The following is a 26295-nucleotide window of genomic DNA, read 5'->3' on the forward strand; positions in this document are numbered from 1 at the left end:
AACTCCGATCGTGGGTCACTCCAAAGATGGTGGTATCGCTGGGCCCTGTTCGCCCTCGGCACGCTGGCGATCTTCGACGATGCCTTCGAGTCGTGTGACGGTCTTGCTCAGTGCGAGAAGCTTTTTGTCGGAGGCATCCGACGCAGCGCGCTCCTCAGCGAGCGACATCCGGACCCGAGTGTCCGACTCTCCAATCATGGTGCCGAGATTGGCGGCACAAACGGTGATCTTCGTATCTACAACGTCAACCTGAGTGTCCGCTTCCACCTCCGTCGGGCGATTGGCCGCCGCCTCAATCGGTCCGCCTGTAACCGGGGTGGGTGTGGCGGCCGGGGCGGGTGGCGGCCGGGCGGCGGCCGGGGCGGGTGTGGCGGCCGGGGCGGGTGGGGATGGGACCGCGGCGACGGTGGTTTCGGGAACCGTGACGGGTGTGTCGGTTGGCACCGCGGCGCCGGGTGTGTCGGCGGCCTCGGTGATCCGAAGCTTGGACTCGAGGACCTGAATCCTGGCACAGAGTCGTGAGACTTCGAGGCTCTGCTGGATCATGCGGCCCCGTAGCTCGGTGTGCTCAGCGGCGACAGTTTGCTCGAACGTTTGCAGGTGCCGCGCCACTTCCATCGTCAACGCGTTGAGCCTGTCGTCCACCGACATCCTTGGGGTGGTTGTTGCCGGCGAGGCGGGTGGCGGTGCGGCCGTCGAGGCGGGTGGCGGTGCGGCATGTGGTGGCGGCGCGGATTGGGAGGCCGATGTGGCGCTTGCCGCCCCCCCCTGTCCGGCCCGCTTCGCGGCGGACGTCAAGTCAGCGCGAAATGTCGGCGCTTGCGGAGATGCCGTTGCTGGCCCGCGGACGGGCCCCTCGCTAGGGTCATCATGCCTCGCACCGGAGAAAATGTCAGACACAGAGTGGTACAGGCCCATCAGGCCATGAGCGTGTGTCATGAGCTCGACAACGGACTTCGCTTTGGTGCGACCCGTGATATCGGCCAGCACTTCCTCGAGGTTCGCTATGTGGACCTGTCCGTCCTTCATGACGTCGTCGAGGAGATTCGGCTGCTGTCCGGTCGCGGCCCGCACCTTGGCGTTCGCCTCTGCCGTGTCGAGCACCTTTTGAACGTAGTTGCCTACTCGAATGAACGAGCGGACAGCCTTCGGGATTTGCTCAGCCTGTTCACTTTGCATGTCCATCACACACCTCCTGTCACCATGGTTTGTCACTTACGGATCGCTGACGCCGCCACGAGGCCGACCCCGAGCAAGGCAGCGCCTCCGACGATGTAGGGGGTCCATCGAAGCAACGTGGCGATCCCACCCGCGAAGTCGAGGCCCACCTTGCCAACCGCTGCGCCGGTCTCGATCAAAGCTTTCGCGGCCGCCTTTCCGACCGCGCTAAATTCCTCGCCCCAGCGCGCTCCCCACTCCGACCAGCTCGCGTCATCGGCGGCGACCTCCCTGGCTAGCTTGTCCATCTTGGTTGCCCAGGTCCTGCGGGGATAGGCCGATGCGATGAGGGCTGTGACCGCCTCGGGCTGCTGAAACAGCGCCGCAGGGTCGTCGAGGGCGCGCGTCACTTGGAGGAACTGCACGATCGCGTCGACCGGCGCACGGGTCAGTAGCTCGGAGAGCAGGGCCCGCACCTCGCCGCGCTCGTGCTTGCTGGCGGCCGCCTCGGCGGCGACCTGGGTGGCGCCGTGCTTGAGGGCGTCGGCGATGTAGTCCTCGTGTGCGTGGACAATGCTCGTCCACCACATGAGCCGGCTCTGTCGGTACTTGACGGTCTCTGTTGATGTCTCCATCTCGAGAACCGACTCCTCCGCTTCGGCGGTGCTCATCGTGCGTCCTCCCGAGGTTGACTGCTGGCACGCAACATCCTGACCCCGACCACCGGGTCCTTAGCCACCACGCAATACGGGCCCGGGCTGGTGAGCCACACTGGCTCGCCGATACGCGGGTTCACATGGAGGCCGACCTGCGCGCCTTGTCGTTGCCGGCTAATGGTCACGCTACCCTTGAAAATGACCAAGATCGCCAAGGCGTCGTCCTCGATCGTCTCGATGAACGTCTCGCCGCGCATCATAAGAAGCGCACCGACCTGGTGGCGGTTACCGTGGAACAGACCTAGCAATGGGAATTTCATGTGCAACGCTCCTACTCTGCTGAACGCCTTGGAAAGCTGCTCTGGACACCGAGGACGAACCCGACGGCCGTGCCGATGAGGGCACACACAACGCCGGCAGAGATGGCGCCGGCGACAAACGCCTTCCGCGCGGCCGCCTCGGGCGACGGTATTTCCTCCACGAGCTCGACCCGGGGTCGATCCGTTGGAATCGTTGTTTCAAGATCATGGGTCATCGCCACCACCGCCTCCTGTACTCGTCGACAAAGTTCGCCCAGCGCGATGGCGCTGGCTCGACCGGGATGCCGAGCTGCGCCACTTCTGCCATCGTGATCGGCCACTCGTGCGGCGTGTGGTCGCCCATCAACCGGGACATCGCCCGGTTGACGACAGCGAGCGACGCAGAGGAGCCTTGCCTCGCCGTGAGTGTGGTCCTCAAATAATCCTCAATCGAGCGCGCATAGTCCCGAGCGCTGAGCACTTCCGTGTCTTGGCTCGTCTCGGGCATGTACTTGACACGTACACCTGAGACGATCGGGTCCACAGCCGAGAGCGCGGCGTTGCGACCCATCTCCAGACGCGTCGCGTTCAGCGCGATAAGCGTGCCGCCGGAGATCGCCATGTACGGCACGACCGCAGTGGATGCCGCGAACCGCCGTAGGCCGTTGGCGATCATCACGCAGGAGAGCACGCAGCCGCCCTGGGTGTGGAGCACGAGCGTAATCTCGTCGTTTGGCAGGTGCTCCATTGCCTCCAGCACCATCTCCGCGACGCGGAAGTCAATGACTGGCGTAACGATTGGGATCACAGGGGTGTGTCGTTCGACCGCGCGAGGCCCCTGCTGGCGACGCAGCAGGTACGTGGCGCCAACGAACGCGGCACCGGCTACAGCCGTCGTGATGATTGCCCTCTTCATTGATGCTTTTCAGTGGACGTCCCGCTGGGTCGTATCCGTGAGCGCCGCCAAGGTGGTCACGGTCGGATCCTCGCGGCAGTAGCCGGTCGCATGCAGCAACGCGTCGTGAATGTCGAGCGGATCCACGCCGCGTCTCGCCGCTGCGACGAGAGCCCCCTCCACGCGCTGCATGTGCTCTTCATGTGTGCGAAGAAGGAGGTCCCATGACGTGCGAACCATTTTGATCGCGTCACTGCTCCACGCGGGCTCTGAATCCTGCTGTGGCGTTGGGTCTTCGGCTGCTTTGGGGGCCTCGACGTCATCGTCATCGAGGTCCCGCGCGAATCGGTTGATTCGTTCCTTGAGGCGCTCAAGAAGCCGGGCCTCGACCTCCTCCGGTGTCTCGGGCCGGCTCGCGTTGCTTCGTGGAGCTGCGCCATCTGGCTGGCGCATCCACAGCCCGGGCAGGAGGTCCGTGGCGAGTAGCGTGACGACCTGCTGCGCCGTCTCCTTGAGCCCGTCAGGGAAGTCAAGCTCTCTGATCGCCGCGTTGATCACCCGGGCACCCTTGTGGAAGTATGTTTGCTTTTTCTCGTCAGACATTTCGCACTCTCCATTTCCAAATGAGCACACCTGTTGCGACTCCGGCGAGGCCGACGGCGCCGATCATGATCTTTCCGAGGTGACTGGCGGCCTTGAGCGGATCGCCGGTACTGGCAGGGCTCGCTGCGGCGCCTTGCTGGATGCCACACTCTTCGCCCACGCAGCCCTGGAGCTCGGCCAGCTTGCTCTGGATCGCGTCCTCCGTCTTCGGGCCCCACTTACCATCCACGCCAACCCCCAGGGCTGCCTGTGCGGCTCGAAGGGCGGCCTCGGAGGCGGCGCCCCAGGCCGCGCCCACGTCGCCAGTGTAGTGCCCAAGCGTGGCGAGGGCCTCGTGGCGCTGGCGTGTCTGCACTAACGAAACCTTGGCACCGACCATGCGCTCGACGTAGCCGGTCGGATTTTGCAGGCCGTTGGGTGGCTCCTCTGACTTCCACCACACGGAGTTTGCGACTCGCCCCTCGGCGGCGTAGGTCTCGAGGTGGATCATCCCGTAGGAGCCGAGGACTCGGCCGAGCTTCTCACCCTTGCGCACCTCCCTCGCGGTCTGGATACCGAACTCCTTGTGCGAGCCGGCCTTGAACCCGCCGAGCACAACAAAGAGGCCGGTCTTGGTACGCAAGAACGCAGCCTTGGACCCCTCACTCCACCCGCGGTCGATGCCGACGACGAGCGCGTCCTCCGGGGCTACGATCGTGGCGCCGTCGGGAGCGCCGGTTAGGTCGATCCCAGCGTGCCAGCGTTCGCACTTCTCGAGCGTGCAGTTGAAGGGCCGTCCGCCGCCGATGCTCCACACGGCGAACTTCGGCGTCACGCCAGGCAGCGGCCAGGCCGGCGCCGGGTCGCCGGTGGCCATCGGCAGCGTCTCCCAATCGGTCGAGCGTGCCATGTTACTCGTGCTCCCGGGTCTCGGTGGTTGGCTTGCTCATGCTTGCTTCTCCTTCAGGATGGCGGACGCCCACCGTGGATCGGCCCGGCCCTCGAACTCGGCATCCAGCAGCAGCTCGACGGCGCCGATGGCTGACTCGAACAGATCGGCGCCGGGCATGGGGTTTCGCTGGGCCTCGTCATAGACCTCGTGGCCGACGGCCTCTCGCGCCTGAGCCTCGATCTCCTCGCGCGTGAGCAGTTGTGGCAAGCCCGAGCGAGACCGGAAGATGTAGTGAATGGGCTTCACCTCCTTGCGCGTGGGCGTGGTGAAGCGCTCACGGAGCTCTTCCGGGGTCGGCTTGACGAGCGCCATCATCGCCAGCGGTGGTTTCCGATTCGACACAACGGCCCCCTGCACGCCACTTGCCAGCGCCACCGGGCCCATCGACGCCCGCATCACACTCACGTCCTCGGGCAACACTGGCAAGCCCGGCGGCGTGGCCAGGATCTCGAGCTGTCCCTCGGCGCAACTCCTGGCGATCTGCGCGGCCGCGGTGCTGATCCGCTCGAGCGCTGCCTGCATGCGCCGCACAGCATCGACGCTACGGCCGTCAATGAGTGCGCGCCGGGCGGTGTCATGGAATGCCTTGGCCTGCGTGAACGCAGCGGCCGCACGCGCCTTAACGTCGCCCTGACAAAGCGGGGCGTCCAGCATGACCGCTGCCCAATAGAGCAGCATGCGCACCTCATGGAGGGTCCGCGGCGCGCGCTCAAGATCATCGTGGAAGGTCCCGAGCTTGCCGTAGAGGTCGACGAAGAATCGTTCGGTACGCTCGGCGCGATGAACCACGTCGCCAGAGCTGAGGCGCTCGCTCGGGTCCTCCACCTCCACTTCGTCCGTGTCGGCGTCGGGGTCGCCGACGCGGACGCGGATGCGGCGGAGCACATTACGCTCCCCCTGCTGGACACGCTGTAGGACGAAGTCACCAGATCTGTCGTCGTCCTGGAAGATGGCCTCCGCGGGCAGGCGCAGCGCACCCGGGCGCCCTAAGACCTCGTCGCGTGTGAGCGTGTCAAACACGCCGGCCCAGAGGTCGCGCATGAGCTGCCGGACCGGCATCGGCTCGCCACCGCGGGCACGCGCAACCACCTCGCTCGCGCTGGTAAGGTCCTCGGCCTCGAGCCAGCGCTGTAGCTCCTCAACGGTGGGCCCGGTGGGTCTGGCCAGGTCGCGCAGCGCTTCGGCGATCGGGCCGTAGCCATCCTTGCGACCAAGATCGGCAGTGGCGGCTGGGCGCGCTCCCAGTTCTTTGCTGCGGCGCTCCATGAGGTCGATCAACTCCTGGAGCGGCGATCGGGGCTGGGCTGCGTCTTTGTCGTCGTCGTCGTCCTCGTCATCCTCCTCCAGGGCATCCCACAACGAACGCTCAAGACGATCGAGGATCGCGTCTCGGTCGCGCTGAGGGAGTCGTTCATCAAGCCAGCGAACCTCGTCGATCTCACCGTTGACCACGTCGAGCGAGACCACAGCAGCGTCGATGTTCTTGCCCTCGGGGAACACAGCGAGCACGAAGCCATTGGCGCGTGTCCGGACCCTCTCGACCCGCCACAGGGGTTGTGCGTTGAAGGCATCCAGGATCAGGTTGATCGCGGAGGGATGTGGGGCGGGGCGGGCCTCGGCTTGCTTCGCGGCTCGCGGCGAGGGCTTGGTGGCGCCACTGAGCTTGTCGGCGGCCTTGCGTGCGCGAGCCACGACGGGCGCCCAAGCTTTGCCGTCACCGATCGCCTCCTCCGCGCGGCGGACATAATACGCGTACTTTTTGGATGGCAGGCCGAGCGCCTTGATCGCGGCGCGGGCATCCTCGTACTTGTTCTCAGGTGCAGGCTTCTCTGTCGACCGGATGGCATCGTAGTGATTGAAATTGGTGGCGAGGTTGCGAACGGCAGCCTTTCGGGCTGCCTCATGGTCGAGGGTTTGGGTGGCCATTTCGTACGCGATGCCACGACGGAGCGCCTCATCCCAGGCGGCCTCCTCCTGATCCCGCGCTGCGCGAAGCGCTCGCCCCATATGGGCCTCCTCGGCGGCCTCGTTGGCGGCCTCCTGGGACGCGGATCTGGTGCTCGGCCCTACGGGTGCGGGCGGGGCGGGGCGCCTTGGCTCCACAGGCACGCCGAACCATCTTGCGAATGACGCCTCGTCCAGCGCGATCAGCTCAACGAGTTGAATGACTGTCCAGTCGAATCTCCGGACGACACTGCCATTCTCGTCGATCAACTCACCTCGAAGGTCCATTTCGCGGTCGTGTCGAGGAGCCACGTTCAAAACCAGCCGAGACCCATCGCTAGACGTGAAGCGGACCAAGACCTCATCACCGATCGCCTCGCTGTCCGGCGAGTGGAAGTTGTAGCGACCGATCCGAACCGAGCCGGTGAGCAACTTGCGCAGTCTAAGGGCGACAGCCTTGACCGCCGCGGCCCCCGCACGCGGACGCGGGGGGGGGAAGTCGCCGACGGCCACGCGCCCGAGCGACTCCATCTTCTGCCCCGTGACGATACGGTGGAGCTCCGCGAACAGCGACTCGAAGTCTTCCCACGCCACGCTTGGGATGACCCGGAAAAATGGCTCCTGGCCGAGCTTGCCACGAATGGTCACTTCGTAGACGAGCGGATGCCGCGCCGTGCTGAATACCAGGTTAAGATGGGAACTTGGGCCGGTGTACTCGAGTACGAGATCGTCCCCGTATTTTAGTTGTTTTCTTAGTTTATACTTCTTATTTCCGAACCAGAGGGGATTCTCCGTGAGGGCAGCCCAGCGCATCCACGTGTGCTCAGGCCAGTCCCTTCTCTCGTCTAAATCCGCGTCCACAAGACTGGGCGGCGATGCCTTGCCGAGCGACATGGGCTGCCCCGGTCGGCGCGCGACCATCTGGGCGGCGAGCGTGCGTGTCACGGGGGTCGCTGGAGCCCGCCACGACGCCATCGCTGGGGTGAACCCCGCCTCGAATAAAGTCAGTTCGTCCGCCCTCGCGGGGATGAAGGCCCAAATGACCACGACCTCATCGCCGTGCTCATAGACCACGCTTTGCTTGCGCAGGCTCGCGTCGAGGACATGCTGCGCCCAGCGTCTTGTGGCTGGCTTGGTGTTGGCCTCCCAGCGCCAGGATGCGTCAACTAGCGGGTCTTGGCCCTCCAGCAAGAGGCCCAACTCGACCTCCTGGACGCGGGGGTTGGCTGACATCGTGACGCCCTCGGTGAGCTTCGTCGTCAGCGCGCCGGGGTAGACGTAACTAACTTCGACGCCCTCGGAGGTTAGGGCCTCTTGGATGCCATGAATCGCTATCGTGTTGACGACCATACGTTACCCTTCCTCCTCCATCATTCCAGGCGGGAAGTGCGAGCGGCGTGCCCTTTTCGATGAGGCTGGATCGGACTCTGGCGCGGCGTCGGACGACGGCTCCATGGTGACAGGGGGTTTCGTGGACGGGGGCACGCCGTCCGGGGGCTCGTCCTTACCGACCGTTAGCAAGTTCTGCGGCACCCGGCGGTCCCACCATTCGATGCCGATCTCCTTGAGCGCAGTGAACTTCTCGCCGCTCGCCGGGGCCAGCTCAAGGAAGCGCTGCCATCCCGCGATGGTGGGCAGGAGGATCTTGCCGTCGCTAATCTCCTCGCCGGACACGAGCGCGAGACCCTTTGGCCCCTCGACGGGGACCACGTCGCGGTCACCCTTGACGAGGCCGTCGCGCAACGCAGGCTCGTAGCGCGGCCACCACTTCTCGAGCCATGCATCGCTGGCTCCGCGCCAGCGCAGCGCGGCGTAGCGGCCGAAGCGGAAGACCTCGGGGATCTTCTTGTCGAGGGCTGCGGCGGTCGCGGTGTCGTCGTCGTCGGGCCAGGCGGGACCGCCGGGGCGCGCGAGGTGGGTGGGGAGCAGCGGCGCGTCGTTGACGAGGCCGGTGTAGTTCACGAGTTGCCACGAGGGCGAGCCCGCCGCGCGCAGCCCGATGCGCACGCCCTCGTCGGTGTCCACGATCCGCCCGAACTCGAGGTGGTCGAGCTGCTCCGCGCCGGCACGGGGGCGGGCGATACGCAGGCCCTCGTAGACCGGCGCGCCCGTGTCGGGGATGAGCACCTCGCGGTCGCGGGCCGCGTACATCCACGGCGCCCACGGCCACGCGTCCGCGTCGACGCGCTCGAGGTCCGCAAGGCGCAGCTCGCCCTCCTCCCGCAGGCGAGCGGCTGCCTCCGCGTCGTCGCTCACGCGGGCGGCACGGAGGCGGGCGGCCGCCTGACGATAGAGGCGCGTGGCCTCGAGGGCGATCCGCTTGCGGGCCTCCTCGGCCTGGCGGCGCCGCTTGTCCTCGAGCATCGCGCGCGTCTTGTCCTTGTCGCGCGAGATCATCAGCAAGATGTCCTCGGGCGAGAGCTGCTGCTGCGCCGCGGGGTTGTTGGTGTCGCGGACCTGCGACTTGATGAGCTCGCCGAGCCAGCCGGCCTTGCCATCGATCAGGCTGAAGCGGTAGCCGTCGGTCGAGCCATCGGCGAAGTAGTAGTAAATCTGGACGATGCCGAGCGTGTTGCCCTGGCGGACGGCCCGGCCGTTTCGTTGCTCGAGGTCCGCGGGCGTCCACGGCAGATCGAGGTGGTGGACCGAGCAGGTGCGGACCTGGAGATCGAGGCCCTCATTGGCGACCGAGTTTGCGATGATGACGTCGTATTTTGGCGTAATCGCGGTGGTGCTTGGCCCTCCACACGTCCCAGGTGGAGGCGGGTCGGATGAGAGGCCGTTGAACTGCCGGGCGATGCGGACTCGGTCCGCGGACTTGGTCACTTTTCCGTTCAGGATGGCAATGCGCTCTCGCGGGATGCCGTGCTCGACCAGCACCTCGGTGAGCCATAGGTGCACCGCGGTGGGCTCGCAGAAGATGATGTGGCCGCAGTTCGGGCTCGCGGCCACACGCCGGGCGCACTCGACTAACTTCGGGCTCGAGTACTGCGGACGCGGGAGCGTGACCTTGTGGACCACGACCTCCCCCTGCTTGTTGTAGCTGGGGCGCTCGACCACCCCGCCCGTGAGCGCGGTGTCGTAGTTGTAGCCGTCCTCGAGCGCGCCATGGAGGGCGATGAGGGAGAGGCGCGCGAGCAGGCCGAGGATCACGTTGCCGGGGCTGCTGTCGGGGTTCGGGTTGCTGAGGATCTCCTCGATGCGGGCGACGTAATGGCGGTACTTCGCCTCCTGGACCTCGTCCATGGCGATCGTGATGGTCTCCACGACGGGGCGCGGCAGCTTGAGGCCGACCTCCTCCGCGGTGCGGAACTCGCCGTAGCGAAAGATCAGGGTGCGAAGGTCCTCGAGGTTCTTGAAGCCGGTGACGGCGCTGCGCCGCGTGATGTCAAAGGCCGAGTCCAGCACCTCGCGGATCTCGATCTTGAGGAAGCGGTCGATGAACTGCTCGGGGTCGAGGATGCCCGCGCGCGTGAAGGCGGTCGGGTCGATGAACTGGATCAGATTGTAGAACTCGAGCGGGCTGTTCTTGGCGGGCGTCGCGGTGAGCAGCACGATGCCAGCGCCACCGGTGCGGCGGCGGATCGCGGCGGCCCGAAAGTCGAGCTGCCAGGCGCGGTCGGAGCCGTCGCCGCCGCCACCCATGAATTTCGGGACGCCGTCCTCGCGGGCCTGCGGCATGTGCAGATTCTTGAAACCTGCGGCCTCGTCGACGACGAGCATATCGATGCCGATGTCGTCCCAGGCGATGCCGGGGTCGTAGGTCCAGTCGTTCGGGAGCGCGAGGATCTCCTCGATCCACGCCTTGACGCCGTGCTCGAGCAGCGCCCGGTCGCGCTCGCTGAGGTTGTCCTTGTCCTTCTCGTTCTTGACCTTCTCCTGCAGCGCCCGCCGGCGCAGGGCGATCGAACGCTGGACCGCCTCGACCTCCTCGACGTAGCGGACGACGGCAGCCTCGTTCATCTTCGTGCGGGCCAGCGCTTCGTAGCTCAGCACCACGACGTCGGCCTGACCGCTCTGCACAAGCTGCCACTTCTGGGCCCGCTCCTGCGGCGTGTCAGTCTCCGAGGTCATCAGGCCCTTGCGATCGCCGCGGCTGATCCGCTTGCGCTTGGAGCCGATCACCAGCACGCGATAGTCGGGGAGCGTGCACAGGATGTCGTCGTGCCACTTCCAAACCAGCGAGCTCGGCACGAGGATCACCGGCCGGCGAACCACGCCCTCCTGGCGCGCGCGGGCGATGATCATGAGCGCGGTGTAGGTCTTGCCGACGCCGACGTCGAAGGCGATGAGCCCCCCGAGCAGATCGAGGACGCGCCGGGCCCCAGCGATCTGGTGGGCGCGCGGCGTGGGCGCCCCGGCGCCCCAGCGGGCGATGTACAGCGGCTCGGCGCTGTAGGTCGGGACGATGCGACCGCGGGCGGCCCGGTTGTAGGCGTGGGTGAGGGCCGCACGTCGCTCGGGGTCGGCGGCGACGTATTGTACAAATGACTCAGACCACTTCTTGGCCAGGGCTACACGTCGATCACCGATGCTCTGCTTCGCTGCTGCGCGCTCCTCCTTGGTCATCGACGGGGCGTCCCGGTCGCGCTTCTCCTGGGGCGGCCGGAACATTTCTGGGTCGTGGTTGTAGTAACCGAGGAAGGTCAGCACGTCGGGCGACACGGGTGGCGCGTCGGCCTCGATATAGTCGTAGCCGCGCATCTGGACGAAGCCGTCGACACGCTCGAGCTCGATCCGGCCGTAGTTTGCGTTCAGCGTGCTCGAGAGCCAGCCGCTGACGAGGGCGAGGTCGATGTAGCCGTGGCGCGGGTCGATGTCGGTGATGTCCTCGAACACCGCCGGCTTGATCGCGTCGAGCAGGCGCCGGACCTGGACGCGCGCTTGCTCGTCGCCACGGGCCGCCCGCGCCTTTGCGCGGTCGTGTCGCGCCCACAGCTCGTGGCCCGTGAGGTACGCGTCGCGGGGATAGAGCTCATCCCACGTGTCGCCGTCGAGGTTCCACTCGGCCTTGATCAGGGCCGCGAGCGCATCCTCCCGCGAGCGGGTGCCGCCCTGCTTGCTGTGGAACGCGAGGAGCTTCTTGACCGACAGCTCGCGGTGCATGCGAAACAGCATCTCGGCCTGGGCCACGACGTCATCGGCGGGGCCGGTGAACTTGGGCTCGATGCGCGGCGGCTCGCCGAGCGCCGCGATCAGGTGCCACTCCGGTCGAACGCGTTGAGGATCTGCTGGGCGGCCTGGAGGCCGCGCTTGCCGGCCAGCTCGCGCAGCTCGGCGGACCTCGCGGGGTTCCCGAAGCTGGCCGCGAAGTCTCGCAACGCGGCGTTGAGCTCGGGCCACAGCGCGTTCACCCGATCGGCCTCGTCGGCGCCGAGGGCTGCGAGGTAGCGATCCACACGGGCGCCGAGCTCGAGCGCGTGTCGCAGGTCACCGATGACATCGACGGGGATGCCGTCGTCGCCGCGGACGACGGTCTGGAAGTTGCCCGCCTCTCGCGCAGCGATCACGTTGAGCACGCAGCTCGTGCAGACCGGTCGCGGAGCCAGAGGCGGGAGCCGGGTGGGCAGCTCGCCCGTCACCTTGTAGCGCCAGCTCGGGGTCTTGCCGACCTCGTCCTCGCCGCTGAAGGATCCATCCTCCACGCCGAGCAGGTGGTCCTTGTTCTGCACGAAGTAGTCGCCGTCGTGGATGTAGCGGTCGGCCTCGTCGACCTCGGTCAGCTCGCCGCCGCGGCTGCGCCAGAAGACCATGTCCATGACGACGGAGGCGCCGGGCACGTTCTCGTGGCCCTTGCGGTCGTGGCTCGGCAGGCGGAAGGCGCCGAGGAGGTGGTTACGCCGCAGCAGCTTCTCGCGCAGACCCCGGTTGAGGCTGCCGCTCAGGAAGCCGGCCGGCACGAGGAATACGCCGATCCCGCCCGGGATCAGCAGGTCGAGCGCGCGGCGCATGAAATACGCGTAGGCGCGCTTCTCCTTGTAAAACTCGTCGGGGTCCTCGCGGGCCATCGCGCCGCGCTCGCCATACGGCGGGTTCGAGACGATGAGGCTGATCGTGCCGCGCATACGCGCCGACTCCTCGCGGATCCACCGCTCGAAGGGCATGTGGTGGAGGTCGATGTCTGGGCGCAGCGCGCGAAGCAGCGTCGAGCTGACCTTCGAGTATTCGACGGCGGTCCAGCTGATGCGCTTGATCTGGCCGCCGGCCTCGAGCGCCAGGCACAGGCGCGGAGTGAACCCGCGGAGGAGCCGCCCGATGCCGGCGCTCGGCTCCAGCGCATGCACCACACCATCCGCGCCCGCGAGCTCGGCGAGCAGCGGGCACAGCGTCTCCGCGAGCGCCTTGGCGATGACGGACGGCGTGTAATACTCGTGGATGAGCCCGAAGGTCTCGGGGATGAGCTCGGGCGGGAGCTGGCTCTCCACCTTCTCGATCGACAGGCCGCCCCAGCCGGAGTAGCCCTCGAGGATCTGCCGTTCGGCGGCGGTGAAGTCGCTGGCCTCCTTGGTCAGGACCAGGCGCATCGCCTTCAAGTTGGCCTCGCGGCGCCACGACACGCCGCGCAGATCGGGGGGCATCTCGGGCTCGACGGGGATCATGGGAGCGCCCGAGAGGGCGCGTGCGCGGGCCCAGAACGCCAGCGCGTAGCGGTCGATCCGCGAGGCTGACGCCGTCACCTCGATCGCGGCGATCTTCTTCTCCGTCTCCACGGTGATGGGCCCCAGCGCGCCAAAGCCAGCACGCAGGTGCACGGTGCCGCGCCAGTCACGGATCGCGGCCGTGGACCCCCGGGACATCACGACGAGGGACGGATACCGACGCAGGAGGGGCACCGCGTCCCAGCCGGCCTCGCGTAGCAGCACCGCCTCGGCGCGCATACGGATGAAGGTCAGGGCCATCTCGAAGGCGTCCGCCTCGGCCTGCGCCCTTACGTCGGCCCTGGCTTCGGCGTCTGCCTTAGCGACGCTCCGCTCGACCAGCCTGGTCATGCGCTGCTGGATCCGCCGCACAACGACGTCGTCGGGCTGGTCATCGAGCGCTCGCTCCTCGGGCACGAGAGCGGCGTAGGCGGCGAAGTCGTAGTCGTACTTGGGTCGCTTGCCCTGCTTGAGCCGTTCGGACCCAAGCATCGCAGCCACCATCTCCTCGAGCGAGGCCCGGTTCTTTGAGACCAGGTTGATGATGAAGGTTGGTGAATACTTTTCCGGTTCGACGGCGCTTGGGCGGGGGCCGGGCCGCCCCCGGCGGGGCGGCGGGCCGGGGGGGGGCCCCGGGGGGGGGCGGCCCGCCGGCGCCGCCGCCCCCCCGCCGCGCGGGGGGGGGGGGGGGGCGGGGGGGGCGCCCCGGCGGCGGCGGGGGGGGGGGGGGGGGGCGGGGGAGGGGGCGGAGGGCGGGGGGGGGGGGGGGGGGGGGGGGCGGGGAGGGCCGGGTAGCCCATGGACGCCGTCCACCCCGGGATTAGCTGATCGAGCGCTTGTGCTGGTGTCATGTCGATCCCTCGATTCGTGGCGTCATACGATCTCGATCCTGGCCTTGCGCGCGAGCTTCCACAGCTCGGTGGCGAAAGGGGCCAGGGTTTCCTTGGTGTTCTTGAGCGCAGCCTTCATGTTCTCCATCAAGGCGAGGACCTTCTCCTCGGCCTTTCGCATGTCAGCATAGAGGTGGTTGAGGGTGCCGCGGCGGTAGGGGTGAATGTAGAGCCCGCCCATGTGATTCCGGACGGCGACCACTGCGCCGCTGGCGATGATGGCGATCCCTGGTCCCCCGGTGATGAGCAACGCGACCGCGTCCCAGCCGCGCTCGCGCAGCAGCATCGCCTCGGCCCGCGCCAGCACGTACTCGCGGGCCGTGTTCTGAAAGACGTCCCACTCGGGGCCGCCCTGCGCTAGCTGGCGATCGATCCGCGCGTTCAGGCGCTTCAGCACGGCGGCGTCCTTCATGAGGTCGCGCGGCCGCTCTCGTTCCACGATCACGTTGTAGGCCACGAAGTCCTCGGGGGTCTCAGGCGCTTCGCCGCTTCTAGCCCGGAGAATCGGCAGGGCCTCGGCCAGGATCGTTGCGATCACATCGGCGTTGGCCTCCTCAAGCCGAACCATCTCATCAAGCGACCACCGGCCGGACAGTTGCGTCCGCCACTGCTCGACGGCTTGCTTGAGTCGATGTTCAGCGGCCACGTTGCTCCTTGGTAGGTTCCGGTGCGCTTTTGAGTGAAGAGGTAGCCCGAGTTCGGCGGCCTCACGGAAAGACACGAATGCGAGGATGCAAAGCCGCAGATCGTCGAGCGACTTGAATCCGGCTCGCTCTTTGGTGCGACGGTTCACTACTTCGTGCCTCCGGCGCCTTCGCGCGGATCGTGCTCATGCGTGCCGTGCCCATGCTTGTGCTGGCACGGGCCGCACGCACACGCGGCGCCGCAGCCACCACAGGACGCGCGCGCGGGCTCGGCGGGCGCTTCATGGATGCTGAGTTGGCCGTGTGCGACCCACGTCCTGGCCATAGACAGCAGAACACCGTGCGCGGCCGACACCTCGTACAGCGAGCCTCGCTGCTGGGGCAGTGGCGAGCGACTGTTGACGAGCGAACAAGCGACGACGCCATCGGCGCCCAAAATCCGCCAACCACCACCCTGCATCTCCACGACCTCGTGTGTACGGGCGATATTATGAAGTGCCTGGCTGTCGACATAACGACGTCCGGACCCGACGTATAACGCCCCTGGTTTGATCTTGCCCATCGATAACCTCCAACCACCTATCCGCGCACAGTTACGCGGCTCGATATCGCAAATGTCAATCGTCGTCGTCGTCGCTCACCATCGATGCAACGCGCGACTTGAGAGCGCGAAGCGCATCCGCCTCCGCTGCTGCGTCATCGACCGCTGGCGTATCCGCTGGCTCAGGCGTAGGTGCCTCTGCGGCCTCCTGCTTCGGGCCTGGGGCGCCCTCTGCTCAGATCGTGACGTGGAGTCGTCGATCACAGCCTCGGGTGGACAAAAGGCACTCACCTGGTCTGGAGTGAGCTCGGAATCCCGCATGCCGCGATCATGGAGTCGCTGGGCATCCTCCTTGGCCTTGTTGATGTTTTTGTAACATCCCAGCGGCTCTGGCGGCTCATTGCGGCGCTCGAAGAACAGGGCCCAGACGCGATTGAAAAGGACCTTGAACTGGCCGTTTCCCGAGCGGGCAAGAAAGCCATCGTAGCCGGCGTCGCGGGTCGCCTTCCACTCGAGTGTGCTTGTCCGGCGCTGGCGACGAGGGTCGTTCGGGGCGTCATTCGCGGGAGCGGGCCGCGGCCCAGGCGGCCTATCTGCCGACTTCGCCGCGGGGCGCTCGGCTGCGGGCCTTTCGGCCGCCGGCTTCGCCGCGGGTCGCTCGGCTTCGCCTTTAGGTTTGCTCGCGCGCTTTGCGGTCTCGCAACGGACCGTTCCGTCCGAGTTTTGCTCGATCCTGATGGTTTCGCCGGTGCTCTCCTCTTTGAGCGTCACCCGCACGTGTTGTAATCCCCACTTCATGGTCAACCTCCCTGAGCTCTGACGTGTTTGATTCCGAGGGCGAGCGCGATCGAGGAGACCAGCGCGGCGCCGCCATAAATTGCGGGCTTCACCCATGTGGGCCCGCGGGGTGTGGTCTCTGGATTTGGATCGAAGGCCAGGCCACCTTGCGCCGGCAACGGCCGCGCGGGCGCGGGCTGCTTCGGGTCGAGCGGCTGGCCCGCGGGCTTCGGGTTGGCCCCGAGCTTGGACATCGCGGCCGCACGCTGTAGCGCGGTCGTCGGCACGCCAGACGTGCGCAACGCGTCGGCGTACTCCTTATCAACCTCGCGGACTGTCTCGTAGTCGACCCTCATACGGTCGGGGTGGGTCAGGAGTCGCTTGCGCATCTCGATGCAGTAGTCACGAAGTGCAACGTTCCCCGGGCCGGCGAACGCGGCGTAGGCCGGGCGACCGTCGACCGCCTCGGGGCGCACATAGGCGCAGTCGAGGCTACGGGAGAGGCGTCGGCGTTGGAGCTGCGCGACGGCCTGGAGAGCGGGTGTGATGATCGCGTCGTCGGCCCGGCGGTACTTCGAGAGCAGCAGATCGCCGGGGGGCCACGGGACACAGAATCGGCCCTTGCCGTTCATGTGCGGGGAGGGTGGCGGGGCCGTGTAGACGCCCGTCTTGGCGTCGCGCAGCCACTTGCGTGCGAGGTCGTTACCGTCGACACGGCGGCCATTGACCTCACCCTCGGTATACATGCATGGCGTGCGTGAGGCCGCGGTGGCGAGGGCGCCGGTCTTGAGGGTGCCGCGGGTGACGAGCGGGACCCCGGTGCCGTCCGTCGCGCTGGGGGTGATGACACCGGACGCGCTGGTCCCGAGGCGCCACTCGCCGTGGACCTCGCGGGCGAGGTAGGGGAGCAGGTAGTCGCTGTAGTTCTTCTCCATCGCGGAGGTGTAGAGCGCGGTGAACCAGTCGCGCCACATGGACTCGAGCTTGGCGCAGTCGACCTTGTACGCGTCCGGGCCGCCGGCGGCGACCTGCTGCCAGGTGGCGCCCGCGAGTTGCTGTAGGGCGGGGAAAAAGTCGCCAGTCTGCGTGAAGTCGCCGTAGCGCTGGATGATCGTGGCGTCGTTGTAGAAGCGCAGCGCGTCGGCCGGAGGCTGGGGCCGGCCCCGATACTGTAGGAGGCCCGCCACGCGAAAGGTGCCGGGGATGCCGCCGTACATGCCATTGTAGGCGACGGTCTTGTTGGTGAAGGGGGCGAGGACCTTGCCGAGCACGGTCTTGTTGTCGATCTGGTCAACGCCGTCGAGCAGGGACCAGGCAATCGCCTTCGTCGGCGGTGCGAACATCGGGGTCCAGTCGACGCCGGGGCCGTCGATGTTGATGAAGGTGCGGACCCACTCTTGATCGACATCGCGGTTGTATCGGCCCCACGGCAGCCTGGCGCGCTCCTCCACGGGGACATCCGTCGCCAGCCCCTTGAAGAGGCTCGCTAGGGCCTTCCCAACGCCAACGACAATCCCGATGATCCACCCCGCGACAGGGATGGCGGAGACGGCGTTCAGGGCGAGATCGATCGCTACACTTGCCATGGCTCCGAGCAGCTCCGTGGGGTCCGACGTGAGCCCGAACGGCACTTCTGCGAGAAGCCCTGCAATGGAGTCGCTCTTCGGGTTGATCCACGCAACCTTTCCCCAGACCTCGCCAAGCACGTCGCCGCTGAGGGTCGCCTTCTTCTTCCACAAGAGCTGCGTGGCCTGGTTCCAGGCTTCAGCGCCCGCCTGGCTCAGGAGGTCCTCGCCAACCGTTGTCTGCCCGCCTCCTTTTGCCCGCTCCATGAGTATTCTGAATGCCTCCCCGGCTTGAGCTTCATCGGCCGGGTATGGGCTCAGGAAGATATCCGGTACGCGGTCGAAAAGGCGGTTGTTCGGGTCGATGATCATGAATCACGCTCACACAATCCCACGCCACATTTCATGGGTGTGCCGAGGTTCTGCGGACAGGAAAGCGTGACCTCATCGCAGAAAATAGAGCATACACCGATCAGACACTCGTGGCGGTAGCCCTCGATCCTCGGGCAGTCGCTATCTTGTTCGCAACGGGGCGCGCAGTACCCTTGGCACTGCAGATCGTCGGCACAATCTAGCTCCGACTCGTAGCGACCACAGGGCTCGCCGAATTCCGCGGTCGGCTCGTCCTCCTTGCAGCCGACCACGGCACCGAGGAGGAACATGAGGGGGAGGAGGGTGGTGGGTTTGAACATGCAGGTACCGTAGCCCTGCGCGGTCCCGCCCGTCCAGTGCTCACGGTCGATCCGCCTCGATCCAAGGTGCTGGTCAGCTCGCACGGACTACCTCCTCCGCGTAGGCACGCAGGCACGGGTCTGAGGAGCTGCGGGTCAGACGCTGCACGTCGCCTGGCATGGCGGTCAGGTCGCGAAGTGTCGACCGGCGCACCGCGAAGAAGCACGCGAAGCGACGCAGGATGTGGTTGTAGGCAGGTGCAGAGATGCGGCCGCGTGGGCCATCCAGGCCCGCGACGTGCAAGCTGCCCTGGTGCACGTATAGAAAGCCGTTTTGGCGGTACAGGCGGCCAGCCTCGCCGCGCCCGGGCTGGAATACCGGCACGCGCGCGAGGAGGGGGGCGGTGTGTTTGGCGAAGTTTTCGAAGATGGCGACAACCTGGCGGGCGTCCTGCCGCAGGTTGATCACGGGGTCCATCAGGCTGACGGCGGCGCGCAGCCCCTCGAGCGCTGGTTCCGTCGTTGATGAGACCCAGCGTGCGCCTGGACCGGCGCCGTCGAGCCGTGTGCTGTAGATCCAGGGGAAGGTCCCGAGGTGGAGCACTAACGGCGTTTGCCAGCCGCACGCGCTCGCGGCCCGCGGCCGCGGTCCCTCCCACCCGTCGCCGAAGTAGCCAGGGGCGGTGTCGGGGTAAAACGCGCGTAGGGATTGGTTGATCTGCGGGTGCTCGCCGTCGCGGTAGCATGCACCCATGGGTAGTGTCGTCGGGTCGGCAGTCACCCGCCACAGCTCGCCGCGCTCACGGCCGGCGCTCGCGAGGCTCGTGAGTGCGGCGAGCTGAACGTGGCCCTGCGCGTCGCTCACCCCGGGCCGAGCGTCGCGCAGGGATAGCTCGAACGCGGCGAGGCCGGCCTCCTGCGCCGCGCCGATCGGGTTGTCGCTGCGGGCGGAGGGTGCCAGGGCGGCAAGCTGCTGGGAGAAGCCGAGCAGCTCGGCCAGCGCCTTCCACTGCATGGCGTACCAGGCACCGATGTCGGGGCGTGAGCGCAGGCTGAAGTCGCCGACGAGGTTTGCGACCTGCTCGATCTCCGGGCCGTAGCAGTCCAGGGTCGTCGTTGTGGTCATGCCAGCTCCTTGGGCAGGGTGCCGACCAGGGCCGTGAACACGGCGGGGACGCCGGGCCACGCGGAGGGGTCGAGCTTCGCCGGGATCGTGGTGGCGTCGGCGAGGTCGATGCCCAGCGACTTGGCGTCCGCGAGGAATCGGGCGCGCACCTCGTTGTACTTGGTGCCTCCGCGGTCCTTGCCGAGCAGCCCGGGGTTGGCCCAGCCGACCTTGATATCGGCCACGTCGTCCACGCGGTAGTTCGCCAAGATCCGTTGCATGTAGACGGCCGCGCAGAAGGCAGCAACACGGGGTTGAAACAGGATCTCCGGCGGGGCGTTGAGCAGTGGGGCCTTGGTCTTGACCTCGGGCACGCCGGTCCACAAGGCGTAGGGTGCGAGCGCCCCGAACAGGCCGCCGCTGCCGAAGTCGGCCGCCTGTTCGCCGTATCGTAGTGGCGGGTTGCGAGCCTTGTTGTTGACATAGGCTGCGCGCGAGTCGTCGCGCTCGTCCTGCTCGTTCGCTGCGTTGCCGTTGTGCGCGGCGGCGACAAACGCCGACTCGCGCTTCGCCGCGATTGCCAGATAGCGTGCGGCCCCGGGAATGCGTGCAACCTCCTCAGTGAGCAGGAAGAGCGCGCGTAGGTCGAAGGGGGTCTCGCCCCAGTTGCGTGAGAGGTCGCCCTTGACGTCGAACGCGGTCGGGAGCGGCGGCAGGTCGATCTGCAACGGCGATCCAGGGTTGGGCACAATGCCCGGGACCTGCGGCTTATGGGTGGAGACGCCGCGCTGGCGCGACGGCTGAAAAAGAGGGCGCCGCCAGCGACGCCCGTGATGCCAAGCGTGGTGGCCAGTCCGATCCAGGTGCTACGGTTCATTGCTTCCGCGCCTCCGCGGCCACGCGCCGCAACTCGGCCTCAAGGCGCTGGCCGGCGCTGTCGCGCGTGAGCGCGTAGACCGTGACGCCGGTGGCGACCACGACAGTGGCGCCCGCAACCAGAACGGCGGGCTGCTTCCAGAACGGCACGGTGGCGGTCTGGGTCGCGGGGAGGTCCGGCGAGGTCCCAGGCGCCGGAGCCGGGGGGCCACTCGTGGCGCCGTCGTCCTGGCTCTCCCTGGGCCCCTCCGAGCCCGGGACGACCCAGCCCTGCGGTCGGATGTACCGGCGGATGGCGGCGGTGTCCCAGCGGTCCAGCGCGGCCTGGAGGCCCTCCCAGGCGGCCCCGTCGGGTGTACCCCGCGCGGGCAGCTGATTGCCGGGGTCTGCGTCGGCGGAATCCGCCTGACCGCGCAGGAGGACAAGCAGGGCTGGCGTGGTCGGCACCGGCGGCACGCCGAGGGCGTCGGGCCCCCCGAGCCCGCCGCCGCGGGGCCGCACGCCCAGTGGCGGACGGGCGACAGGCGGCGCCGCTTGCACGGCGCTCCACGGCCACGCGCTCGTCGGCATCGTCTGCACGCGCGCCATGAAGGCCGCGCGCGCCGTGTCCACGGCGTCGTCGTAGGCGGCCTTGATGAGCATGGCGACCTCGGACTCCCGGAGCATTCGCTCGGGGCCGGCGACGGTGCGCTCGAGGGCCGTCAGGGTGATAAGCGTGGACACGCGATGTCGATCGAGCAGCGGCATGACTACACGTCTCCTTCGTAGCGGCCGCGCAGGCGATCCCCGGGGAAGACGCGCACGACCTCGACGTCGGCGACCAGCTTGCTGCCGGCGACATCCGGGGCCGCCTCGAAGGCGATCATATCGTCGTGGCTGACGAACTGAGCCTTCGACCACCGCACCGCGGTGAGGTTGGCCTGCACAATGCGCGACTGCCGGGTCTCGGCGTCGACGATGTGCAGCTTTCCGGCGTTGCTGCCGTTGCCAGAGTAGCGGACCGACACGTAGCAGCCCTGGTGCCGCGGATAGAGGCACAGCTCCGACGCGGGGATCGGGCCGACGTTGTTCCCCTGGGTGATAAGCAGGCTGCTCAGGGGGTTGAACACAAACGTTGGTTGCCACGGCGAACCGTTGAGGTTCGGGGCGAAGGGGATCCCGGTCTCCCGGATGAATCGCAGGCGGCGGGTCTGCGCGAAGGGCCTCGCGCCGAGCGCGTACTGGACGTTGTCCGCCTCGTTGAGCTCGTTCACCGAGAGCACGACCTGGGCCCTGCCACCCTCCATGGTGCGCAGCGCCAGGCGGTCGCCCGGGAACATGACCACGTGCTGGACCACGGGCGTCAGGTCGATCTCCTCGCGCATCGTGTTGCTCGGGTCCGAGGAGAGGATCTGGGCCACCGTCTGCGGGTTGAAGGACGAGCCCGCGAGGCCGACCATCTTGGGGCTCGCGTCGGAGAACAGCCCGAAGATCGTCGAATCGATGACTCCCGCCGGCCCCGAGAGGCTGAGCCGGTAGTAACGCTGCCCCGAGACGGTGAAGGCGTCGCGGGTCTGCGTCATCGGCGTGACGCCGTCGAAGTCGCCCTCTTTGTTGAGTACGATGAAAAATGGTTCGGCCATGGTCGTGGTCCTTTCTCCAAGGCCGGGCCCTGTGGGCCCGGCCCTGGCATCACATCGGGGCAGACCCGGGGGTGACGCATCCGCAGCGCTTCTTGCAAAGCGCGTAGAACTCCTTGTTGTTGTAGTAGACCGTGACGAACGCCGAATCGAGGTTGTTGGCCGCGCCGTTGTTCTTGATCACGAGGGCGAGGGTCTCGAGGCTGCCGATGTCGATCGACTCATTGCGGTACTGGGGGAAGGGCACATGGATCTGCGTCCCGTCCTTGTTCAGGAACTGGTTGCCCCGCATCTGCGATCCGACCTCGAGGCCGAGCCCCGTGCTGACGCCGCCGGGGAAGAGGTAGAATTGCAGCGTGAAGTCCAGGTAATTGCTCGCGCCACCAGCCAGATTTAAATCGATGGCGATCTTGGTCGGCGTGTACCCCGGCCGCGACTTGTGGGTCAGCCGGATCAGCTTGGTCGGCGGCACCGGGAACGCGTTGACGAAGTCGCCGCCGAGTCCGGTCACGATGTCCTCGAGGTTGACCTGCGAGTCGTCGCTGTACTCGTCAAGCGTGCGCTGCGAGTAGTTCACCTGCCCCGGGCAGACATACCCCTGACAGGAACATGTCGGTGGCGTCGCAGCGCTGGCTGACGGTGCGGCACTGCCCCTCGACCCGCGCCACGCACGACTGGATGTAGGGGAACTGCTCGACGCACTGCATCACCCGGTCCATCGCTCCCGGGCGTGCAGAGGAGGGCCTTCAGCTTGTCCATGGCCTCCTGATTGAATGTGAACTCACCATCACGACCGAGCATCTCGACCGGAACCAACTTTCCAATGTTACTCATCGTACCTTCTCCTTGTGAACACAAACGAATCCCAGACCACGCACCATGAAGGCGCGGGATCATGCATGACTGGACTAATGGAAATTGTTGAGCCTGGATTCAGCCAGGAACCTGGCCTCGTAGAATCTTCAGGCAATCATCTGCCCACTCACGGGCGGCTCTCTCCTCTTCACTTTCGCAGGGTTCGTCGTCAAGAAAGACCTGCGAATTGTCACTCCACTTGTCGATCCTGCGTTTTGGTTGTCGCAAATAGTCGAGCAGCTCCTCCTGGCGTTTATAATCCCACACAGGCCACACGTCCTTGGGCGGTTTGACGCTCATCTCGCCTTCTCCTTGAACAAGGCGGCAAGCTGTTGATCGGGTGTGAGCGTTTGTGGGGCGCCGCCTCGCATCAGTGCATCGAACTGGCCATCTACAACCGCCGCGTCAGCCGTCGACATGGACGCGGGGACGGGCACGGACACAGGCGCGGACGGAGCGGTTAGGGCCGGCGTGGCAGCGGCCGGGTTGGCATGCGCTGACCACGAAAGGACGAGCAGGTCACCCACGGCGCCGGGGACCTCATCGCTGGCGACCTCGATCTTGATGTCGTGGCCTTTGGCACACACCGCATGCACTTGCGCCCGCTCTGAGTGCCCCATGCGGATGGCCCGGATCTGCGCCACGATCGTCGTCATGGGCTAACCTCCTTTGGGAACAAGTGGCTGTAGAGTTGCGCTCCCGCCAGGTAAGTGGCCCCGCCAGCGACGAGCGCGGCGCGGGCGGGCAGGCCGAGCGGCGCGGCGAGGCCCGCGGCCATGGTGACCAAGCCGAGCCCACCCACCGGCGAGGCGCCGAACATCGTCGGGTTACCGAGGGTGCGCTGGAGTAGCGCGCCCGCGACAGCTCCCGAGGCCGCCGATGCGGCAACCATGAGGGTGTCGATGGCCCTTCCCTGGCGCATCGCCCGGACGATGTCCGTGGCCTCGCTGACACTGGTGGCGTCCCGGATCGTCTGGGCCGTCACCATGTCTTGGCCTTGGTAGTAGGTGGCAACGGCGGTCTTCATCGTGGTGCCGAGTGAGCGACTCGCGCTCGCCATCACGTCGCCGCTCGATGTTGAGTAGTATCTCTGTTTACTCATTGCTTCCTCCGAGATTGTTTGCCGCTCTGAGTGTCGGCGGTAACGTTGATGGGCGTGAAGTGCCGGGCGTCCGGAGTTATTTCGAGATTCCGCCGGACCCGTGCGATCGTGTGGCTCGCGTCGATCGCGTCGATGTCTTCAAGACTTTGATGGAGATAGAAGCGGGCCCTGATGCCCTCCTCCACAACGGCCGCGTTATGGGCCTGAACCAGGAGACCAAGTTCGCGAGCACTGCTGATGTGCAGCCGCCGGAGGTCCTCAAAGCACTCACGGAGGGTGCCAGTGGTCCGTCTAAATTCGTCGTGGGTCATGTCCTCTGCGATCCGCGACGTGGCCCTACGTAGCACCCGCGCTTGGTGGAGGATCGCGACCCGCTGCTCGTCCAGGAGCAGCTCACCCTCAATATAGATGGGGAGATTTGGGAACTTTTCGGCGAACTCCACAACGCACCGCATGACAAGGTCTTCGGGGACTTCGTGGTCCACGAGGATCGATCCGTCTGCGGCAGTGGCAACCACTCGAGGCATCGATCCCACGATCGGGTCTAGCCGGAGCGCTCGTCAAGCCCTGTGGCGGATCTTTTAATGCGCTGCTCGACGGCGTAGCTGCGCACATAACATCGTTATTTATATGTACATCCGCGCATCGTTGACGTGGGATGCGATGCGGCGTGCGCGTTCAAGTCGATCTCAAGTGCTGTCATTCTAAGTCATTCGGTTTCAAGCGGCGCTCAAGTTAATTGCGCGTACTTGAGCGTAGAGGGCCAGTGCGTACGGGGGTACCATCGTGGGGCCTTGGAGTCGATGCAGGACCACGTTCGCCGTCTGGCCGAGCAGTACGAGCTGCACGTCAGACACCCGATCGTGCTCGAGACGGGGCGGATCGCGATGTTCGGGGAACCAGGGGGGACTGGTCATCGCGTGGTGGTCCAAGTCCGTGCCGATCGACGCCTGGACATCCTCGACATCCTGCGAGAGGCCCAGATGTACCGGCTGCAAGAGCCGCTCAAGGACAGGGCGCCGTACCACGTCACTTTCAACGGCAAGCACTACGCGTTCCAGGCCACCCACATGTGGCCGTTGCTCGGTGTGTGCTCTCCCGATCCGGAGACCACGCTGCTGCTGTCGAGTGTTGAGGGCGGTCTCATGCTCACTTGGGACAAGGAGGGTGGTGGGTGCGATTCGAGAGTCGTGGACGACTGGCGGGTTCCCTTCAACGTGGTCCGTGAGGCCCGCCCCAAGCAGGCAAGCCGCCCGGCTAAACGCGTGGCGGGCCGCCCGGGACAGCCCCCGCATGCTCACGTGGAGGCGGTCAAGGCCGAGTACACAAGACTTGCGAGTGACCAAGGGCTAAAGGAGGCCCTTGAGGCGTTCGACCTCTACATCGACCATCTCGCGAGGCACGCGATCCCTGACCCGCGGCTTGGGGGACGCAAGGCCCTCGAGGACGCCCCCGCCGTCCTTGCGGGGCTGCGAGAGGCGGCCGCGAAGGGCTGCCTGCGCCTGTACGGCCGGGAGACAGCCATCCGCGCTCAGCTCGCGGGCTATGGTGTCGATCTTCCAGAACGTAGTGTGGCCCCGGTGCTTCGGCTGCTGATCGGGCTCGGCTGCGTGTTTGTTTCGCGTGCGCCTGCCCTGACCGACCGTGACTTCTCCAAGCGGTATGTGGTCGAGCTCGGCGCCGCCATCGACCCCGAGAACCCGATGCACCTCGCCGTGCTGCGGGCGACCCCGAGACCGCGCAGGACCGACGCTACAACACCACCTCACACGCCCGTGGCGATCCCGACAACGCGCAGGGCCGAAGCCGAAGTGGTTGAGACAACACCGCATCCCACGCCCGTGGCGACCCCGCCAGACGCAACGCCTCCGAAGCCCGTGGCCGTCGTCTCCGCTGCGCGCAACCAGGTCAAGGAGTCGGACCCCGCCGCTGCTGTGACCCTCCGCCAGTTCTTACACATGGCGGCGATCCTGATGCTCGTGTGCAGTGGAAAAGCGGTGGAAGAGTCCACGGTTCCGGCAGCTCTCACCGCCGCTCAGGGCCGCCGCCGCCGGAGGAGACCGAGCGACGATCTGCCGCGACAGGCTTCGACGAAGGCGCGGCCGCTAGCACGTGGGCAGAGGCTTTCAGACTTCACGGCCGGTACACGCTCGACTGGCCACAGCACGTCGCACCGTCAGCGGGGCAGGCCGACCCGCCCCTCGGCGACATGCAGATCGAGCTCGGTCAACGATATGGCGACGCTAAACCTAGAGGCCCTCCTGGACGCCGCCGCGGTGAGTGAGGCGCGTACCCGACGGGCACGCGCCCCTTCGTCTCATCGGAGCGTGAGGCGGACCGTGCACGGGTCCGGCAGTGTCGCTCACCGGGAACCGGACGGGCTTGAGACTCCGTACCGCGCAACCATGCCAGGACTTCGGATCGTCGAGATCCGGGGGTTGGAGGTTGAGCGCCGTGACGACGCCGCGGCCGCGAACGATGTCGAGGTCCGCGGTCACGTGGCGCGGGACGCCAGTGCACGCGCGC

General features: G+C 66.8%; 24 protein-coding genes. All 24 read right to left on the bottom strand.

Translation table 11 applies throughout. From position 1 onward, the window contains the following. Positions 1 to 15: 15 nt before the first annotated feature. The 24 genes from IPJ59_RS26015 to IPJ59_RS26130 all read right to left on the bottom strand — a co-directional run bounded on the left by IPJ59_RS26015 (position 16) and on the right by IPJ59_RS26130 (position 24254). A complete protein-coding gene (locus IPJ59_RS26015) occupies positions 16 to 1185 on the bottom strand; it encodes a hypothetical protein (protein ID WP_293273763.1) in 1170 nt (389 codons plus the stop codon). A gap of 26 nt (positions 1186 to 1211) precedes the next feature. Further along, on the bottom strand, positions 1212 to 1829 hold the full coding sequence (locus tag IPJ59_RS26020; protein ID WP_293273764.1) for a hypothetical protein: 618 nt from the start codon (positions 1827 to 1829) through the stop codon (positions 1212 to 1214). Beyond that, positions 1826 to 2134, bottom strand: a complete 309-nt coding sequence (locus IPJ59_RS26025) for a hypothetical protein (protein ID WP_293273765.1) — start codon at positions 2132 to 2134, stop codon at positions 1826 to 1828. Before IPJ59_RS26025 ends, IPJ59_RS26020 begins: the two co-directional genes overlap by 4 nt. A 211-nt stretch (positions 2135 to 2345) precedes the next feature. Continuing rightward, positions 2346 to 3029, bottom strand: a complete 684-nt coding sequence (locus IPJ59_RS26030) for an SDH family Clp fold serine proteinase (RefSeq protein ID WP_293273766.1) — start codon at positions 3027 to 3029, stop codon at positions 2346 to 2348. Positions 3030 to 3038: 9 nt separating this feature from the next. Beyond that, positions 3039 to 3611, bottom strand: coding sequence for a hypothetical protein (locus IPJ59_RS26035; RefSeq protein WP_293273767.1), 573 nt, complete (start codon positions 3609 to 3611; stop codon positions 3039 to 3041). Continuing rightward, entirely contained in the window at positions 3604 to 4500 is an 897-nt protein-coding gene (locus IPJ59_RS26040; RefSeq protein ID WP_293273768.1) for a peptidoglycan-binding protein, read from the bottom strand. The genes IPJ59_RS26035 and IPJ59_RS26040 overlap by 8 nt, the downstream gene beginning before the upstream one ends. Before the next feature lie 36 nt (positions 4501 to 4536). Then, positions 4537 to 7836 (bottom strand): hypothetical protein, encoded by a 3300-nt coding sequence (locus tag IPJ59_RS26045; protein WP_293273769.1) that lies wholly within the window; start codon positions 7834 to 7836, stop codon positions 4537 to 4539. A 3-nt stretch (positions 7837 to 7839) separates the two neighbouring features. Next, positions 7840 to 11619, bottom strand: a complete 3780-nt coding sequence (locus IPJ59_RS26050; RefSeq protein ID WP_293273770.1) for an SNF2-related protein — start codon at positions 11617 to 11619, stop codon at positions 7840 to 7842. A gap of 62 nt (positions 11620 to 11681) precedes the next feature. Further along, positions 11682 to 13616: an Eco57I restriction-modification methylase domain-containing protein gene (locus IPJ59_RS26055; RefSeq protein WP_293273771.1), complete on the bottom strand. Its 1935-nt coding sequence runs from the start codon at positions 13614 to 13616 to the stop codon at positions 11682 to 11684. Positions 13617 to 13997: 381 nt separating this feature from the next. After that, entirely contained in the window at positions 13998 to 14807 is an 810-nt protein-coding gene (locus tag IPJ59_RS26060) for a hypothetical protein (protein ID WP_293273772.1), read from the bottom strand. Then, positions 14807 to 15220, bottom strand: coding sequence for a hypothetical protein (locus tag IPJ59_RS26065; RefSeq protein WP_293273773.1), 414 nt, complete (start codon positions 15218 to 15220; stop codon positions 14807 to 14809). Before IPJ59_RS26065 ends, IPJ59_RS26060 begins: the two co-directional genes overlap by 1 nt. A gap of 75 nt (positions 15221 to 15295) precedes the next feature. Beyond that, positions 15296 to 15997: a hypothetical protein gene (locus IPJ59_RS26070; RefSeq protein ID WP_293273774.1), complete on the bottom strand. Its 702-nt coding sequence runs from the start codon at positions 15995 to 15997 to the stop codon at positions 15296 to 15298. Between the two features lie 2 nt (positions 15998 to 15999). After that, positions 16000 to 17913 carry a hypothetical protein gene (locus IPJ59_RS26075; protein ID WP_293273775.1) on the bottom strand — a complete coding sequence of 638 codons (1914 nt, stop codon included), beginning with the start codon at positions 17911 to 17913 and terminating at the stop codon, positions 16000 to 16002. Next, positions 17910 to 18233, bottom strand: a complete 324-nt coding sequence (locus tag IPJ59_RS26080; protein ID WP_293273776.1) for a hypothetical protein — start codon at positions 18231 to 18233, stop codon at positions 17910 to 17912. The genes IPJ59_RS26075 and IPJ59_RS26080 overlap by 4 nt, the downstream gene beginning before the upstream one ends. A gap of 73 nt (positions 18234 to 18306) precedes the next feature. Next, positions 18307 to 19338: a hypothetical protein gene (locus IPJ59_RS26085; protein WP_293273777.1), complete on the bottom strand. Its 1032-nt coding sequence runs from the start codon at positions 19336 to 19338 to the stop codon at positions 18307 to 18309. Continuing rightward, positions 19335 to 20045 carry a hypothetical protein gene (locus IPJ59_RS26090; RefSeq protein ID WP_293273778.1) on the bottom strand — a complete coding sequence of 237 codons (711 nt, stop codon included), beginning with the start codon at positions 20043 to 20045 and terminating at the stop codon, positions 19335 to 19337. Before IPJ59_RS26090 ends, IPJ59_RS26085 begins: the two co-directional genes overlap by 4 nt. Positions 20046 to 20190: 145 nt before the next feature. After that, complete coding sequence (locus IPJ59_RS26095; RefSeq protein ID WP_293273779.1) at positions 20191 to 20916, bottom strand: hypothetical protein; 726 nt, start codon at positions 20914 to 20916, stop codon at positions 20191 to 20193. A 26-nt stretch (positions 20917 to 20942) separates the two neighbouring features. Continuing rightward, complete coding sequence (locus tag IPJ59_RS26100; protein WP_293273780.1) at positions 20943 to 21815, bottom strand: hypothetical protein; 873 nt, start codon at positions 21813 to 21815, stop codon at positions 20943 to 20945. Between the two features lie 49 nt (positions 21816 to 21864). Next, positions 21865 to 22389, bottom strand: coding sequence for a hypothetical protein (locus tag IPJ59_RS26105; protein ID WP_293273781.1), 525 nt, complete (start codon positions 22387 to 22389; stop codon positions 21865 to 21867). Further along, on the bottom strand, positions 22364 to 22531 hold the full coding sequence (locus IPJ59_RS26110) for a hypothetical protein (protein WP_293273782.1): 168 nt from the start codon (positions 22529 to 22531) through the stop codon (positions 22364 to 22366). The genes IPJ59_RS26105 and IPJ59_RS26110 overlap by 26 nt, the downstream gene beginning before the upstream one ends. Before the next feature lie 214 nt (positions 22532 to 22745). Next, positions 22746 to 22967: a hypothetical protein gene (locus IPJ59_RS26115; protein WP_293273783.1), complete on the bottom strand. Its 222-nt coding sequence runs from the start codon at positions 22965 to 22967 to the stop codon at positions 22746 to 22748. Next, entirely contained in the window at positions 22964 to 23323 is a 360-nt protein-coding gene (locus IPJ59_RS26120; RefSeq protein ID WP_293273784.1) for a hypothetical protein, read from the bottom strand. Before IPJ59_RS26120 ends, IPJ59_RS26115 begins: the two co-directional genes overlap by 4 nt. Further along, positions 23320 to 23694, bottom strand: coding sequence for a hypothetical protein (locus tag IPJ59_RS26125; protein ID WP_293273785.1), 375 nt, complete (start codon positions 23692 to 23694; stop codon positions 23320 to 23322). The genes IPJ59_RS26120 and IPJ59_RS26125 overlap by 4 nt, the downstream gene beginning before the upstream one ends. Positions 23695 to 23765: 71 nt before the next feature. Continuing rightward, on the bottom strand, positions 23766 to 24254 hold the full coding sequence (locus IPJ59_RS26130; RefSeq protein ID WP_293273786.1) for a hypothetical protein: 489 nt from the start codon (positions 24252 to 24254) through the stop codon (positions 23766 to 23768). Positions 24255 to 26295 lie beyond the last annotated feature (2041 nt).

The organism is Nannocystis sp. (assembly GCF_016714285.1).
GTDB lineage: Bacteria > Myxococcota_A > Polyangia > Nannocystales > Nannocystaceae > Nannocystis.